We start from the raw sequence: 13,469 nt of genomic DNA, 5'->3' as shown, positions 1-13,469 counted from the left end.
GTCTGACCCCGGCACAAGTTGCGGGCCTAAACCTTTCTGCCAGAAGCAAACGCAAGCTTTTCCTCGTCGCTTGAAGCAATTGGCTGATTTCCCTTCTTAATCTTTCATGTTTACTTTACAAAGCCATATTTTAATGTAAGAATATTTTTATAAATTATTGGCAGACGCGCGATTGATTTCGTCAGCGCATCTGCTTCATCTATTTCAAAACGCCAATCATCCGCCAGTTCTATGCTTTCGTCCAGTGAAACCATCGGATGATTTTTTCGTTGCCGATAAAGGTTGATTGCGCAGTTTCTAACCATAATAACAATATAGCTCTTGGTTTTGTGACAATCCACATCCGAAATATTGTCTAAATTCTCGATTATTTTTACAAATGTCTGTTCCACTGCGTCTTCCGACAGATAATCGTCCTTCAAAATCTGGTTGGCAATATAAAACATAAGCTTGCGATATTTCTCATATAACAGGGTGAATTTGTTTTTGTCCTCGTCTGTCTCAAGCATAGACAGGAAAAAGATCAGCATGTTGTGCCTCCCACGACAAACTCTCTTGTAAGTTGTCATTTTTCGACTATGCTATTTATTATAAAGGAAAAACGCTGAAAAGGCAATTTGCAGAATTGCTTACGTTGGTGGCACGTTATAATGAAAACCAACCGATAAACCTGCTTTTGTGGTTAGTCGGCCTTATTCCAGCCACTCCTTAAATTCCTCCAACGATATCTTCCCATTGGCGCACTGCTCCCGCATTTTCCTCGCCTGCTCCGACCATTCATAAAAGGCTTCCTGTGTGATTTTCCCATACTTGATCCACGCGAACCGCTTCTTGTAAGCTTTGCTGTACGCCTTGAATGCCGGATTTTCCTTTTTCTTTTTCTCCCAAACCCGCAGCGCACCGATTTCCTTACAAGTGCGTCCGGCGCTGTCGAACGGCCTGTCGCAGTATTCGGTGTTGATGTGCCCGGTCAAGGGAAAGTATTTTCCGCAATTTTTGCAGACGCGGAACGGCAGCTCCCTCGTGAGGCATTCCCGAATAAAATAGTCGATGATTTCGTAAATGCCTTTCGGGTACAGCACCTCAGTAAAGGTTTTCCGGTCAAGCCGTTCAAAGCGCAGGGCCAGCGGCTGAAACGGAAAGATCTCAAGACCGTTCGTGCTTTTCCCCTCATAATACTCCGCCATTTTCTTCTGAACCGGCTCTTTGGGTGACAGAACGTCCAAAATGTTTTCCAACAGATGTTTAACTTGGTCCTGTATCGTAATAATCTCGGACGGGATATGCGTCAACTTTTTATAGGGTAGCAGATCAATCGCGTTTTCAAATTTCTTCTCTTCCGCCTGTTCCAGACGGTCGAGCCAATCAAGACGAACAAGCTCAAAATAAATGTGCTTCTTTGCAATCGTGTCCAGCCCCTTACGGATTTCATCGGCAAGCCGTGTGTCTTTCTCCGAATACAGTTGACGGAGATCAGCGCCCATTTTCTCAAACAGATTGCTGTATGACGTAATATCCAGATATAACAAATCCATCAGGCTTTGCGAAAACGCGAAGCCCTTTTTTATTGTTTTGAGTTCATTCCCATACTCGAAATATTCCTTTTCTCCGGATATGTAAACCTTAAAGCTATACGCCATTCCTGTCACCTCAATATAGATTATGGACTTATTGTAAATATATTATACATAGGTATTGACAAGAAAGCAAGACGGGATTAAGATGTTAATGTAGACTACAGTATATATTTATTATGATAGTCTATTAATAACAAAAAGGAGGCCCGCTGAAAATTGAATAGCATATCCGGCAAGAGATACGAAAGCCTTACAAACAGTTCCGTCAAGACCCCCGTGAGGGCGAGCGAGCCGGTCCAAAAGGGCCGATACCTGCAAGGCTGGGTAATACGCGGTGGCTACTGCGGTGCAGAGGTCAGGCGCAGGAACGGCAGTCGGGATATGTGCAGAAAAAGGCCGCAAAACCACGGCAATGGCTTTGCGGTCCGGGAAAAAAGAAATTCACTTTATCACCAGTATAGCAGCGGAGCCGGGGAAACGCAAGCCCTTCCCGTGTGGAAAGCGAAAGGGTACTGCAGAAGCTGGAAGCCGCGCGATACTACCCCGAAGGGATAGGCCAGCATATTGTTTGTATTGACGGGGCGCTGCCCCGCAATCCAAACATGCTGGCCGGGGGCAACCCCCGGACCCCCGAAGGACGTTTCCCCCAACTCCCAAGGGGGAGAAAGGACAGCGAATGCGCAAGGAAAAAATGTTTGCCATGCGGATGAGTCTGCCGGATTACGAACGCATCCGCCGTAAGGCGGAACAGGCGGGCATGAGCATGACAGGGTTCCTCACCTCGTCGGCGTTAGGAAAATCCATCGTCGTGGTGGACGGACTGGACAAAACCACCGCCGAACTGAAAGCCATCGGGCGGAATCTGAACCAAATCACGACCCTGTGCAACATGGGGAAAATCCGGTGTCCCGACTTGAACGAAGTGCAGCAGGGCTTCGGCGCGGTGTTCGATTCCCTGTACGGCCTGATGGACCGGGGCTGACCGATGGCGATAATCTATGCGGTCAAAGAGAAAACGCAGAGCAGAACGGCCATGTCCAAGGTCATGCGGTATGTGTCGCAGGACAAAAAAACCGTTTACGAGGGTCGACAGGGGAACCGGATCAAGCTGGTGTCAGGGCAGAACTGCTGCGGAACGACCGCCTTTCAGGAATTCATGGCGACCAAGCGCCGATACCGGAAAGAAAAGGGTGTATATTTCTATCAGTACGTGCAGTCCTTCAAGCCGGGAACGCCGATTACGCCGCAGAAAATCCACCAGATGGGTGTGGAGCTTGCGAAATATTTTGACGGCTACGAGGTTCAGATCGCCACGCACATCGACCGCGACCACTGGCACAACCATCTGGTGGTGAATTCGGTAAGCTGTGAAACCGGTCTGAAATTGCAGTTCAACGAAAAGAATCTGGAACAACTCCGAACCCTCTCCGACCAAATCTGTCAGGCGCACGGGCTGGAAGTATTGAAACCGTATCGGAAGCCGGAACATAGGCCGATGCTCGCGGGCGAATATCGGGCGGCGGCGCGGGGCGGCAGCTTTAAATTCAGGTTGATGTCAGCCATCGATCAGGCCATGAAGCAAAGCCGCACCAAAGCCGGTTTTATCGCCTGTATGGAACGGATGGGCTACAAGGTGAAATGGGAGCCGCATTACAAATACATCACCTACACGACCCCCGAGGGCCAGCGGTGCCGGGACAGCCGGCTCCATGAACAAAGATATCTCAAAGCGGAAATGGAGGAATATTTCAATGCCGGACTTCGAGAAACTCAAGCAGCTCAACCAGCCGGAGAGTGCCTTGCCCGAGCCGCCGGAACAGACGGTCACGGTGCCGTATCTGCCGCAGGTCAGCGCAATCCCGACCGAGCAGTGGAACCTCATGCTGAATGGTCAGCAGACGACCATTCAGCGGCTTCAGGATCTGTCGGCCTACGTCGCGGTTCTGCCGAGTGTGGACGACGTGACCAAAATGATGGAGCACTATTACCAGAACGTTTACTATCAGCAGACCGAGAATTTGAAGGATACGGTCCGGCAGGAGAGCCGGGCGATTACGGAATCGGTGAATACGGGGATGGAGAAGACGAGGAATACGACGGCCCGGACGATACAGAATATGCTGAATCAATGGGAAGCGAAGCTGATGCACCGGGATATGTCCCCGCTCAAAATCAAGGCGAAATGGGCAGGAATCGGGGCATTGATCTCGGCGATGTTCTTGCTCTTGCTAAAGCTGTTGAAGATCTGGTGAATCCGTATGACCCGCAGCAGGAACGGGAAAAGCCGAAACCCATTCATAAGAAAAGGCATAAACGGAAGAAAAAACAGGTTCTTTCCGAAGACGAGGAACAGGGACTGAGCATGTAAAGGGGGAGTTTTGTGAAGTTTAATCATCAAAAGTTTGATTGGAATTGGCTTGTCGAGCGTTTGAAATTTACCCTGACCGACCGCCGCGGCGGATGGAACATGCCGCCGTCCCCGCCACCAACTCATACGAAGAAACCATCTTCTTACCGGGAAGTGACCATCGGCAAGGTACTGTACCGGCTCACCAGTGTTTTCGAGGGCAGCAAGGACATTGACAAGGCGATGGAACGGCTGGCCGTCCAGAACGCTGTAAATCCTCCGAAAAAAGAATAAAATCGGCCGTATGCGTCTGGACTGTCGGCGGTTCCTGCGATATACTGAGTCTGATAATACTGCCGACAGTTTGGGCTTGCGGAAAGTGAGGAAAAATGTTAACGGTCCAACAAAATTATAAGGTCGGCATTTACGTCCGTTTGAGCAAGGACGATGAACGGGCGGGAGAATCGGTCAGCATCGAAAACCAGAAGCTGATGCTCACCAAATACTGCGAGGAACAGGGCTGGAACGACTATTTCACCTACTGCGACGATGGTGTGAGCGGCACGACGTTCGACCGCCCCGGCGTGTCCCGGCTCATTGAGGACGCGAAGGACGGCAAGATTAATCTGATACTGGTCAAGGATTTAAGCCGTTTCGGACGGAATTACATTCAGGTAGGTCAGTTTACGGATTATCTGTTTCCAATGATCGGCTGCCGCTTCATTGCGCTGAACGATGGCGTGGACACCATCAACAGCGACAATGACATTATGCCGTTTCGCAACTTATTTAACGAGTTCCAGAGCAAAGACACCAGCAAAAAGATCAAGGCGGTCAAACAGGCGCACGCCAAATTGGGAAATTATCTCGGCTGTTATGTGCCCTACGGTTACAGGGCCAGCCCCGACGACAAGCACAAATTCATCATCGACGAAGCCGTTGCCGAAAACGTCCGGAAACTGTTCCGCTATCGCCGGCAGGGGCTGGGGTTCCGGAAAATCGCGGGGCTTCTCAACGCGGAACATATCCTGCCGCCGAGGGATTACTATTACCTGACCAAAGGTGTGGAAGACAAAGGCCGCCGCAACCACTGCTGGAATGAAGTCACCGTAAAAAAAATGCTTCGCAATGAGGTCTACATCGGCCACATGGTCCAGAACAAGCGCGGCACAATGTCCTACAAGAACAAAAAGCAGATTGACAAGCCGAAGGATGAATGGATCAAGGTTGAGCATACGCATGAGCCGATCATCGATATGGATACGTGGAACGCCTGTGTAGAGTTGGATCAACGGCAGTGCAAAATGCGCAGTGTCAAAGGAACCAGCGAACCGAGCCTGTTCGGCGGGCTGTTGCGTTGCATGGAATGCGGGTTCAAGATGCGGTACACCGAGGAAAACCATACTTATCCGAAGAAGGGTCACGTTAAATATATTTCCTACATGTGCGGCAGCTACGCCCGAAGCGGCAAAAGTGCCTGTTCCGCGCACATTATCTACCTAAGACCGCTTTCTGAACTGGTGCTGGACGATATCCGCCACAGGGCAAAGCGGGTTCTGGAAGACGAGGACAGGGTGCGCCGGGAGCTTTTGGAACAGAAGGCAAAGCAGAACGACCGGCAGACCAAAGCCGACAGAATCACGCTGAAAGCCACGGAAAAGCGCCTTGCGGAGCTGGAACGGCTTACGCAGGCGCTGTATGAGGACAAGGTACTCGGCACGGTTCCCGAAGCGGTATTCAAAAATCTGCTGACGAAGTACGAAGCGGAGCGCATGGAAAAACAGTCGCTGGTGCAATCTCTGAAACAGAAGCTCGCCGATACCGCACAGGACGAGCGCGACATTGAGCAGTACCTTGCGAACATCCGAAAATATGTGGCGGTGGAGCAGCTTGACCGCGAAATGCTTCTGGAATTAATCAATTACATCGAAATCGGGGAGCGCGGCGAGAAGGACGGGCAAAAGTACCGTGACGTGGTAATTCACTACAATCTGGTCGATAAGGCAGGGTAATCCCCATACCCTGCTTTATGAGAAGATTACTAATGATGAATAGGGAGACAATCAAGCCACACCAACCATCAATATGCAGATGCAGCAGGGAATCAATCAAAAATGAAACAGTAACAACCGATGTGGAAACTGCATCGCTGATACAATCTGCGGCAGCCGCTTTATATGCGGATGAATTATTTTCTTTACTCTTTTTTGTGTCAAAGAGAAACAGAAATAACTTTATGCCGATAGAAACCAGCATTACCAAAAGAATAAAGAGATGAAACTTCGTCTCAGAAGGATTTTTGATCGCATAAATGGAATCGCGGAGAGATTCCCAACCAACCAGAATAATGGAGCATGAAACAACAATTCCTACAACCCATTCGATTCGTCCATGACCATTTTCGTGTCGCGTACCTCCCAGCGTGGAGGCAACTTTCACGCCCAAAGCCGTCATCAGCGATGTTACTGCGTCTGAAAGATTATTCGCCGCATCAGCAGAAATCGATGCCAAACCGCTAATACTCCCGCATATGTATTTGAAAACTCCAAGGCACAAATTTAAGATAATTGGCAACATATTTTCACGCTTTCATTTTTGCTTTTCTATCCACCATAAATGCCATGAAGGCAGCTGCTAAATGGCTAATCAGAATTGCAATCCACATACCGTCGAGTCCAAGAGACCCACGAATAAACACCGTTGCAAGTGGCACTCGAATGACGATGTAATAAATAAACATGAGTGCCATAGATAGATTCACTTTGCCCATGCCCGCCATTTTAGCTGTGAAAATACTTGTTACCATGTAGCACAAATATCCGATGCCGATGATTTTCAAGCCATGGCTCACGATCGCAGCGACGGCAGGTTCCTTTACAAAGGCCATTGAAATCTGTGCCCCAAAAATGAGAACGAGAACAGTCAAAGCTGCTTCCATCACAGCACCATATATTAGGGCAGTCCGCATATAATCTTTGATTCTGTCATTACGCTTTGCGCCATAAAGCTGCCCAACAATCGTAATTAACGCCATATTCATCGCCATCGCCGGATAGAAAAGGATATTCTCGATATTTTTCACAACTCCATACGCAGCTATCGTTGTAACATCAAATCGATTTACAAGAATAACCATAACCATAGAGCTGATTGCCGGAATACAACTCTGTGTGCTTGTCGGAATTACTGTTTTCAAAATCCGAGATACACGCTCCAGGCAGAAACCATTCAGACTCAGTCCGAAGTAGGCTTTTTTCTTTCCATAGATAACAGCAAACAGCAGGCACAATACCTGAGAAAGGACCGTGGCGATTGCTGCGCCTGAGATTCCGAACGCCTTGATGAACAGTGGATCAGCTACAAGATTGATGACGGTTCCCATCAGCATTCCTTTCATCTGGAATACAGGATCGCCAAAACTGCGATAGATAGATGTCAACTGCATGTAAAGAAATATTGCCACATAGCCAATCAGGGAAATAGCGAGGTAACTTCTGGCATCCTTGTATATATCATCTGGAGTCTGAAATACCATCAGTAACTGGTTTAGCAAGCATTCCAGAACAACGATCACCGATACCGCAAATACGACTGACATTACAATTGATGTCCCGATTACCTCGTCAGTTTTCTTCTTATCACCAGCCCCCACAAGCTGGCTGACAACAACGGATGTGCCATTACCAATACCTGTTGTGAGCGCATACAGCAATATGCTCACTGATCCAGCAGTCGTAAGGGCAGCATATCCGCTCTCGCCCAGCAGATTGCCAACCCAGATACTGTCAACCAAATTGTAGGCCAGCATAAGGATCATTGCCATCAAAAGCGGCATGACCATTTTTAGTAATGCTTTCCCAGTATCACCATTTACAAAATCAATTTTCTGCTTCATGTTTTTCTCCTTTGCTGAATAAATTTCATTCATTAAATATTGAAAAAATATATGGAGCGCATTTGCTCCACATATTTTTTTCTCTTTCACAGCTCCAGTAACTTATACCAGGCCAAACGTACCTTTTCCATGCGTTCCTCGTCCGTCAGGCCTTTTGTTAAGCACATGCCTACCCAGCCATATATCCCTATAATAGCTGCACTGTCCGTATCCTCTATTGTGATTTCTCCGTTTTCCTTTGCCTTTCGCAAATGCTCCTGCACATAAGGGATAATCTTCTTTGTAACCTTAAGAAAAAGCTCGTCGTGCATCCTCTGACTGTTCCCCGAATGAAATAGCTTGTAAAGTCCCTGATCTTCCTTTTCGGCATCCGTCATAAATTCCATATGGCTTGTGATGCTGTCGATCAGTTCCCTGATCGGCATATCAAAGCTTGTTTTACGCAGGTTTTCCTGCGCAATCAGATCGGCATACTTCTCTAACGCAGCATCATAGATTTCTTCTTTCGATTGATAATAACGATAACACAATCCCTGAGAAATATTCAGTTCTTTTGCAATATCCGCAATAGTGGTCTTGTCATAGCCTTTTCTGGCAAACACTCGGATTGCACCATCGAGTATCTCCTGTTTCCGGACATCTGGCTCTTTTACCGTTCTCATAATGACTTCCCTTGCTTTCATAGGACTGTATTAAGAATAGCACAATGTGCACAACTTGTCAATGAGTAATGTTCATTCATCTTTTAATGCCTCAATCCAACAAAACTGGCAAGCAATGCAGAGTGGTACACACTCTGCATTTTTGCTCTGCAAAATTGCTTGTTGGGGAGGTCCCCAATCCCCCAAACAACTCCTTAGCAGAGCTGGCTGCGCGTTCCGTTGGAACGCTTTTCCGGGCAGAGGCCCGATAGGTTGCCGGTGAAAAGACCCAGGGGCTTTTCTCTGGGCAACCATAGGAAAGAAGCTCAGCGTTGTTCTTTGCGCTGAGCCTCTTTTTCTTTCTCCGGCTCCTTTTCATCATACCCAAGCAGACGGGCAACATTGGCCTTTGCCATCTGCAAATCACGCATTTCCTGCCGGGTGCCGGAGTATTCAGGATAGAGCTTTTTCTTTTCCGACAGAAGTGAAGCATACTCGTCCTGGAGACTTTTGACGGTGGGCAACTTTTTGATCCCCATATCGTCAAAAGCCTTTTTTGCAGCCTTGTGGAGTAAAATATCTGCCTCATGTTCGGCCAGAAACTTTTTGGAGTATCCGGCTTTCCGATAGGCCACATATACCTCACGGGTTTTGGCATAGTTGATGATGTGCTTACGGAGTTCGGTGATCTCTGCCATGCGCGTCTCCACAGCCTTGATCTGATCGGACAGCTCATGGTATCGGGCGGTGACTTCATCTGTTTTTTTACATAGCGTTCCATAGTCCAGCAGCTTTCGCTCAGTCAGGAAATTCAGCGTTTGCGCCATCTGCTTCAGGTTGAAGCTCTGCGCCCACCGCGCATATCCAGCACCTTTGCCCTCGGCCAGTTTGGCCTGGATGTCCACCAGTAGATTGATCCGCTGGGTCTGGATTTTCTTTGCGTTCTTCCGGGCCGGGGAAAGCTCCTTTTCCCCAACAATGATCGAGAGAATATCCCCCTTTGAATAACCATCCTTCAGAGAACGGAGCCGGGTAAATTTCTTCTGGCCCGGGCCTCGAAAAGCAGGCTGCTTTCCGGGCTTATACTCATAACCGGCCTCCCGCATCAGCTTCAGGAACGCATCATAGTCCTTCGGCTTTTCGGCAAGAGCCGCGTCAATCGCCAGCCGGAGCTTATCCTGAAAAGACAGTTTCTTTTGGTCTCCCAGCCACTTGCCGTAATGCGTATTGCCGGACTTCGGATTTTCAATGACAGAGAGGCCGTTTTCCAGACATAGACGGTCACTGGCCCGGCGTAGGGCAAAGCTGGAGCCGAGGAAGTTCCGGTACTTGTACTGCCCGTCCATCCGGGTGGAATTGAAGATGATATGCGTATGGATATGCGCGTGGTCGATGTGCGTTGCCACAACGAATTGATGTTTGCCTTTTGTCCAGCTCATCGCCAGCTCGTATCCGATCTGATGGGCCTGCTCCGGCGTCACTTCGCCGGGCTTGAAGGACTGCCGGATCTGATACAGCAGCACATCCGACTGCGAAATTTCTTTTCCGGTAAAGTCTGCATAGGCCCGCTTGGTCAGCAGCATTTCATTGGCGGCGGTGGTCGGATCGCATCCAAAGGCTGTTACCAGCTCTCCGCCCAGGGTCTTGTTCGGATTGATGGCATAGTCAATCCGCGCATGGACCGTGTAAGCAATAGATTGATTCTTGATTATATGCGTGGGTATCAGGCGTGTGGTTGCCACAGTAAAAACCTCCTCCCTGATGGCATGAGAAAGGCCAGCCCTTTCGAGCTGGCCCAATGTTGTTATGCTTTTATAAAATCCCGCAGTGTGTAATTGGCGTCCTGCAAGAAACCCAGCAGGCGGACGGCCAGCATGGGAAGTCCGAATGGACTGACCAGAAACGCAATCACCAGCAGAATGATACCGTTCTGAACCGAGTAAGTAACCAGCACCGCCAGCCCTAAAAGGCCCACCATGGTTCCGGCAAGGCCGAACACAAACGCAGAGAGATTTAAGAGCAGGGCGCACAGCCAAACAAATACCGTCAGCAGCACAACGATTGGCGCTGCCAGCACCTTCAGAAGTAATCTCATTTAGTTTCTGCCTCCTTTCGTTTCTCCAGATATGGCAGGCGCATTTCCTGAATCTGCGCCCGTTCCGCTTCGCTGATTTCACCCTCGCTGTCGCTCTTGTCCCGGATCATCAGAAACTCCTGATACAAAGCGTAGGAATCCAGAAGCTTATCAAACAGAGCCTCCGGGGTTTGGCAGCACACCACATCCGACCAGTCCCGATGGGCAAAGTCCCAAAGCATCACCGCATATCCCCGTCTTGTGGAGAGAATATCCAGGGCTTCATCTGCATCTATATAGTCCTTAAAAATTTCCAATACCTTCTCGTTTGTCAGCATGATTGTTCAGCTCCTTGCCATGTAACTTTTGCTGTTCTTATTGTACCCAGACATCCCATAGAAACGCAAGGATGCGGACATAAAAGAAAAGCGGAGGGAGCGCAGCCTGTTTCTGGCCGTTCTCCCTCCGCAACCAGGGGAACAGTCCCCATTCACGAAACCTCATTCAGCCGGGCCAATATCTCATTCACCCCGGCCCAAAGCTCCTCCTGTTTTTGGAGAATATCCTCCAAATCCGTGTCGTAAACATTCCCGGTCTGATGCACACGGCGGGTTACCTGGTTGATGTTGTTGCTGGTACGCCGCAAAAGGGAAAGCAATTCCCTCAGCTCCGGCAAATCCAGCTTGACAATATAGCCGTCCACCGCCATCTTACGGAGATAGACGCCCAGGTTGTTGGTGCCGAGCTGTTCCATCTTCTGACGAATCAATTCCCGCTCGTGTTCCGTCACCATGAAGTGGAGCTGAACCGTTCGTTTCCGGTGCGCCATCACCGAGCCTCCCGTTCCTGCTTATGCTTTTTGGAGGTCGCAGTGGCTGATTTAGCGGAGGTTTTCTGGAGGTCCTTCCGCACAGAACGGCGGAGCTTTCTGAGCGGCTGGCTCCGATCCTCGCCTTTGGTAATCAGCACAAAGTGTCCCTTGCGGTCATTGAGGCCGGAGAAAGTGATGGAGCGAAACGGCAGTGTTGCCATGAGCCGGTCCGTATCCTTGGTGGAAGCCCGTGCCAGAAAGTCCGGCGAAATCTGTGCCATGAAGTGTGTGCCGTTGGGGCTGTTGGGTTCCTTTGGCGCTTGAAGCACCGTAAGCAGCCGTTGGGCCTCCCTTTGGATTTCTTCATCGGTCAGCGGCGTCCGCAGAAGTTTTTCCCGGCGCACCTGGTCTACAAAGAGATCCGTCAGGCCGGGGTGGGATTTGTCCACCACAAAATCCGTGTTGCGGTCATCGCCCCATTGATTCTTGTCCTCATAAACCGGAATCGTCATGGCCCACCTCTTATTGTCCTGGGAGATACGCCCATCCCAATCCTTATGCCGGACAGTATTGGCCAGGACATACATGGTGCGCTCCATGCCAAAGGCTTCAATTACCTCAAGTGCAGCCTGCTTGCCCAAACGGTTATCGCTGTAATGGGCAGAAATTGCTGCTTCAATGGCTTCCTTGCAAGCCATATTTGCTTTGTGAGAGGCCCGGTATTGTTCCAGCTCATCATGCTCACGGGCATAGCTCGCGGGATAACGATAAACCGGTGTCTCCCGCAGGACGCGCCGTTGTTTTTCCTCCGCCTCCAGCACATCGTCTGCCCGTTCCTCCATCGCATAGAAAATCTGATCCATGTGATCGGTTTCCCTGTGGTCAAATTCCTTGAACACATCTGCCAGCGGAGTGGGCGATTTCAAAAGCGCGGTAGCCTGGGCATCCGTCAGGTCATGATATTCCAGTGACAACAGAATGTCTTCTCGGACGGTGTACTCATAAGTGTGTTTCAGGATTTCCTCCGGTGGCTGGGCCAGCAGCCATGCCCGGTAGGTATCCTGTTCGGCAAACATTTTCTGATAAAGCGCCGTATTTAATTCTTCGTTGGTCATAATCATCGTACCTCCATTTCTTTTTTGTGGGTTTTGTCCGGTGCGCCGTGGACCGGCGGCACCTTCAGCTTGCTCAACACGGAGGACCTCGCACTTTTCGCGGTGGCTTGCTGGGGCTGTGACCGGCCCCGGCCATCCATGTTTAACTCCGTGTCCAGCTCCACCAGGCGGGCGGATTTTTCACGCAGCTCCTGTTCATAGGGGAAAGGCTTTCCAACCTCCGCTCTGGCGGCTTCCTGTTGCTGATACAGGTTATCCAGCTGGGACTGCACACTGGTCAGGCGCTGGGGCATCTGTGCCAGGGCATTGTCAATCCGAATCAGGTTGCCGCGCGGGTCCGTCCCCAGGGCAACCTTGTGGCTCATTTCCCCACGCAGCGTCAGTTCATACTGCTTCTCGAAAGCGTTGAAGCTGACAAACATGGCAAAACCCCGGTAACTGCCAACCTGCACAGGGTCAGAACTTTTCACCTCTTTGCAGGCATCCAGAAGGGCGGCACCGGCGTTTTCCTTGTCAACCAGCGTATCGCCCCGGATTTCCATTCCCGCGAAACCGTCCTCCGGGTGGGGATGGGCGGCGAGGGTCGCCATGTCCGCTTCCAGGCCCTGGATGAAGCCTTTGTTCTGCTCGATCTGTTCCGGGAAGTATTTCAGCAGATTGTCCTCCAGCCGGAACTGCTTGCTTTGGTGGTCGGCCTTCATCAGCCTTAGCCGGGAAACGTCCACATCCAAATCCATGCGCTCTTTGATGCGGGGATCACCGGCGCACAGGGCCTTGATCTCGGCAAAGGACAGCGCCGTTTCATCCACATCGTCGCAGGAGCGCACCGGGCTTTTGCTGGTCATAATCTGGCTGATGAATTTCTGCTTGTTCTCCACGGTCTGGTCGGGTAAGAGACCGGCATCACTGCCGTTCCCTCCCCTAAGAACCGTGCGTGAGAGTTTCCCCTCACACGGCTCAAGCCTTTCTAAAAGCTCCCGTTCCGGGAACCCGGCTCAAATGGGTAATT

The 13,469-nt window shown here is 50.1% G+C and carries 15 protein-coding genes and 1 pseudogene; 5 read left to right on the top strand and 11 right to left on the bottom strand.

Annotated features, from left to right (window positions below; translation table 11 throughout):
- Positions 1 to 110: 110 nt before the first annotated feature.
- Positions 111 to 530: an RNA polymerase sigma factor gene (locus CAFE_RS16425; RefSeq protein ID WP_166525167.1), complete on the bottom strand. Its 420-nt coding sequence runs from the start codon at positions 528 to 530 to the stop codon at positions 111 to 113.
- Between the two features lie 162 nt (positions 531 to 692).
- Positions 693 to 1,640, bottom strand: coding sequence for a DUF6076 domain-containing protein (locus CAFE_RS16420; RefSeq protein WP_156991225.1), 948 nt, complete (start codon positions 1,638 to 1,640; stop codon positions 693 to 695).
- 153 nt (positions 1,641 to 1,793) lie between these two features.
- On the opposite strand from CAFE_RS16420, the gene CAFE_RS16415 reads away from it, so the two are divergent.
- The 5 genes from CAFE_RS16415 to CAFE_RS16395 all read left to right on the top strand — a co-directional run bounded on the left by CAFE_RS16415 (position 1,794) and on the right by CAFE_RS16395 (position 5,936).
- Complete coding sequence (locus CAFE_RS16415; protein WP_156991224.1) at positions 1,794 to 2,132, top strand: hypothetical protein; 339 nt, start codon at positions 1,794 to 1,796, stop codon at positions 2,130 to 2,132.
- A 121-nt stretch (positions 2,133 to 2,253) separates the two neighbouring features.
- On the top strand, positions 2,254 to 2,559 hold the full coding sequence (locus CAFE_RS16410) for a plasmid mobilization protein (protein ID WP_156991223.1): 306 nt from the start codon (positions 2,254 to 2,256) through the stop codon (positions 2,557 to 2,559).
- Positions 2,560 to 2,562: 3 nt separating this feature from the next.
- Positions 2,563 to 3,945 (top strand): relaxase/mobilization nuclease domain-containing protein, encoded by a 1,383-nt coding sequence (locus CAFE_RS16405; protein WP_156991222.1) that lies wholly within the window; start codon positions 2,563 to 2,565, stop codon positions 3,943 to 3,945.
- 12 nt (positions 3,946 to 3,957) lie between these two features.
- Positions 3,958 to 4,218: a hypothetical protein gene (locus CAFE_RS16400; protein ID WP_156991221.1), complete on the top strand. Its 261-nt coding sequence runs from the start codon at positions 3,958 to 3,960 to the stop codon at positions 4,216 to 4,218.
- 95 nt (positions 4,219 to 4,313) lie between these two features.
- Positions 4,314 to 5,936: a recombinase family protein gene (locus CAFE_RS16395; protein WP_156991220.1), complete on the top strand. Its 1,623-nt coding sequence runs from the start codon at positions 4,314 to 4,316 to the stop codon at positions 5,934 to 5,936.
- Here CAFE_RS16395 and CAFE_RS16390 read toward each other — a convergent pair.
- From CAFE_RS16390 to CAFE_RS16350, 9 genes and pseudogenes are all read right to left on the bottom strand, one after another.
- Positions 5,842 to 6,501 (bottom strand): cation diffusion facilitator family transporter, encoded by a 660-nt coding sequence (locus CAFE_RS16390; protein ID WP_156991219.1) that lies wholly within the window; start codon positions 6,499 to 6,501, stop codon positions 5,842 to 5,844. The genes CAFE_RS16395 and CAFE_RS16390 overlap by 95 nt on opposite strands.
- A gap of 4 nt (positions 6,502 to 6,505) precedes the next feature.
- On the bottom strand, positions 6,506 to 7,819 hold the full coding sequence (locus tag CAFE_RS16385; protein WP_166525166.1) for an MATE family efflux transporter: 1,314 nt from the start codon (positions 7,817 to 7,819) through the stop codon (positions 6,506 to 6,508).
- An 86-nt stretch (positions 7,820 to 7,905) separates the two neighbouring features.
- On the bottom strand, positions 7,906 to 8,481 hold the full coding sequence (locus CAFE_RS16380; protein ID WP_166525165.1) for a TetR/AcrR family transcriptional regulator: 576 nt from the start codon (positions 8,479 to 8,481) through the stop codon (positions 7,906 to 7,908).
- 305 nt (positions 8,482 to 8,786) lie between these two features.
- Positions 8,787 to 10,202, bottom strand: coding sequence for a relaxase/mobilization nuclease domain-containing protein (locus tag CAFE_RS16375; protein WP_330594071.1), 1,416 nt, complete (start codon positions 10,200 to 10,202; stop codon positions 8,787 to 8,789).
- 62 nt (positions 10,203 to 10,264) lie between these two features.
- Complete coding sequence (locus CAFE_RS16370) at positions 10,265 to 10,555, bottom strand: CD1845 family protein (RefSeq protein ID WP_156991215.1); 291 nt, start codon at positions 10,553 to 10,555, stop codon at positions 10,265 to 10,267.
- Complete coding sequence (locus tag CAFE_RS16365) at positions 10,552 to 10,872, bottom strand: hypothetical protein (RefSeq protein WP_156991214.1); 321 nt, start codon at positions 10,870 to 10,872, stop codon at positions 10,552 to 10,554. Before CAFE_RS16365 ends, CAFE_RS16370 begins: the two co-directional genes overlap by 4 nt.
- Before the next feature lie 152 nt (positions 10,873 to 11,024).
- Positions 11,025 to 11,363 carry a plasmid mobilization protein gene (locus CAFE_RS16360; RefSeq protein WP_156991213.1) on the bottom strand — a complete coding sequence of 113 codons (339 nt, stop codon included), beginning with the start codon at positions 11,361 to 11,363 and terminating at the stop codon, positions 11,025 to 11,027.
- Complete coding sequence (locus tag CAFE_RS16355; protein WP_156991212.1) at positions 11,363 to 12,460, bottom strand: DUF3849 domain-containing protein; 1,098 nt, start codon at positions 12,458 to 12,460, stop codon at positions 11,363 to 11,365. The genes CAFE_RS16360 and CAFE_RS16355 overlap by 1 nt, the downstream gene beginning before the upstream one ends.
- Positions 12,461 to 12,462: 2 nt before the next feature.
- A pseudogene (locus CAFE_RS16350) lies at positions 12,463 to 13,344 on the bottom strand (SNF2-related protein); the annotation flags it as partial.
- Positions 13,345 to 13,469 lie beyond the last annotated feature (125 nt).

The sequence above is a fragment of the Caproicibacter fermentans genome (assembly GCF_009746625.1).
GTDB lineage: Bacteria > Bacillota > Clostridia > Oscillospirales > Acutalibacteraceae > Caproicibacter > Caproicibacter fermentans.
Note: the sequence above shows the minus strand (reverse complement) of the source record. Positions and strands in the feature narration are given on the sequence as shown.

What these genes read in the sequence shown, in the direction of transcription:
- CAFE_RS16425 (WP_166525167.1), bottom strand. Translation starts at nt 530, where the DNA reads ATGCTGATCTTTTTCCTGTCTATGCTTGAGACAGACGAGGACAAAAAC.
- CAFE_RS16420 (WP_156991225.1), bottom strand. Translation starts at nt 1,640, where the DNA reads ATGGCGTATAGCTTTAAGGTTTACATATCCGGAGAAAAGGAATATTTC.
- CAFE_RS16410 (WP_156991223.1), top strand. Translation starts at nt 2,254, where the DNA reads ATGCGCAAGGAAAAAATGTTTGCCATGCGGATGAGTCTGCCGGATTAC.
- CAFE_RS16405 (WP_156991222.1), top strand. Translation starts at nt 2,563, where the DNA reads ATGGCGATAATCTATGCGGTCAAAGAGAAAACGCAGAGCAGAACGGCC.
- CAFE_RS16395 (WP_156991220.1), top strand. Translation starts at nt 4,314, where the DNA reads ATGTTAACGGTCCAACAAAATTATAAGGTCGGCATTTACGTCCGTTTG.
- CAFE_RS16390 (WP_156991219.1), bottom strand. Translation starts at nt 6,501, where the DNA reads ATGTTGCCAATTATCTTAAATTTGTGCCTTGGAGTTTTCAAATACATA.
- CAFE_RS16385 (WP_166525166.1), bottom strand. Translation starts at nt 7,819, where the DNA reads ATGAAGCAGAAAATTGATTTTGTAAATGGTGATACTGGGAAAGCATTA.
- CAFE_RS16380 (WP_166525165.1), bottom strand. Translation starts at nt 8,481, where the DNA reads ATGAGAACGGTAAAAGAGCCAGATGTCCGGAAACAGGAGATACTCGAT.
- CAFE_RS16370 (WP_156991215.1), bottom strand. Translation starts at nt 10,555, where the DNA reads ATGAGATTACTTCTGAAGGTGCTGGCAGCGCCAATCGTTGTGCTGCTG.
- CAFE_RS16365 (WP_156991214.1), bottom strand. Translation starts at nt 10,872, where the DNA reads ATGCTGACAAACGAGAAGGTATTGGAAATTTTTAAGGACTATATAGAT.
- CAFE_RS16360 (WP_156991213.1), bottom strand. Translation starts at nt 11,363, where the DNA reads ATGGCGCACCGGAAACGAACGGTTCAGCTCCACTTCATGGTGACGGAA.
- CAFE_RS16355 (WP_156991212.1), bottom strand. Translation starts at nt 12,460, where the DNA reads ATGACCAACGAAGAATTAAATACGGCGCTTTATCAGAAAATGTTTGCC.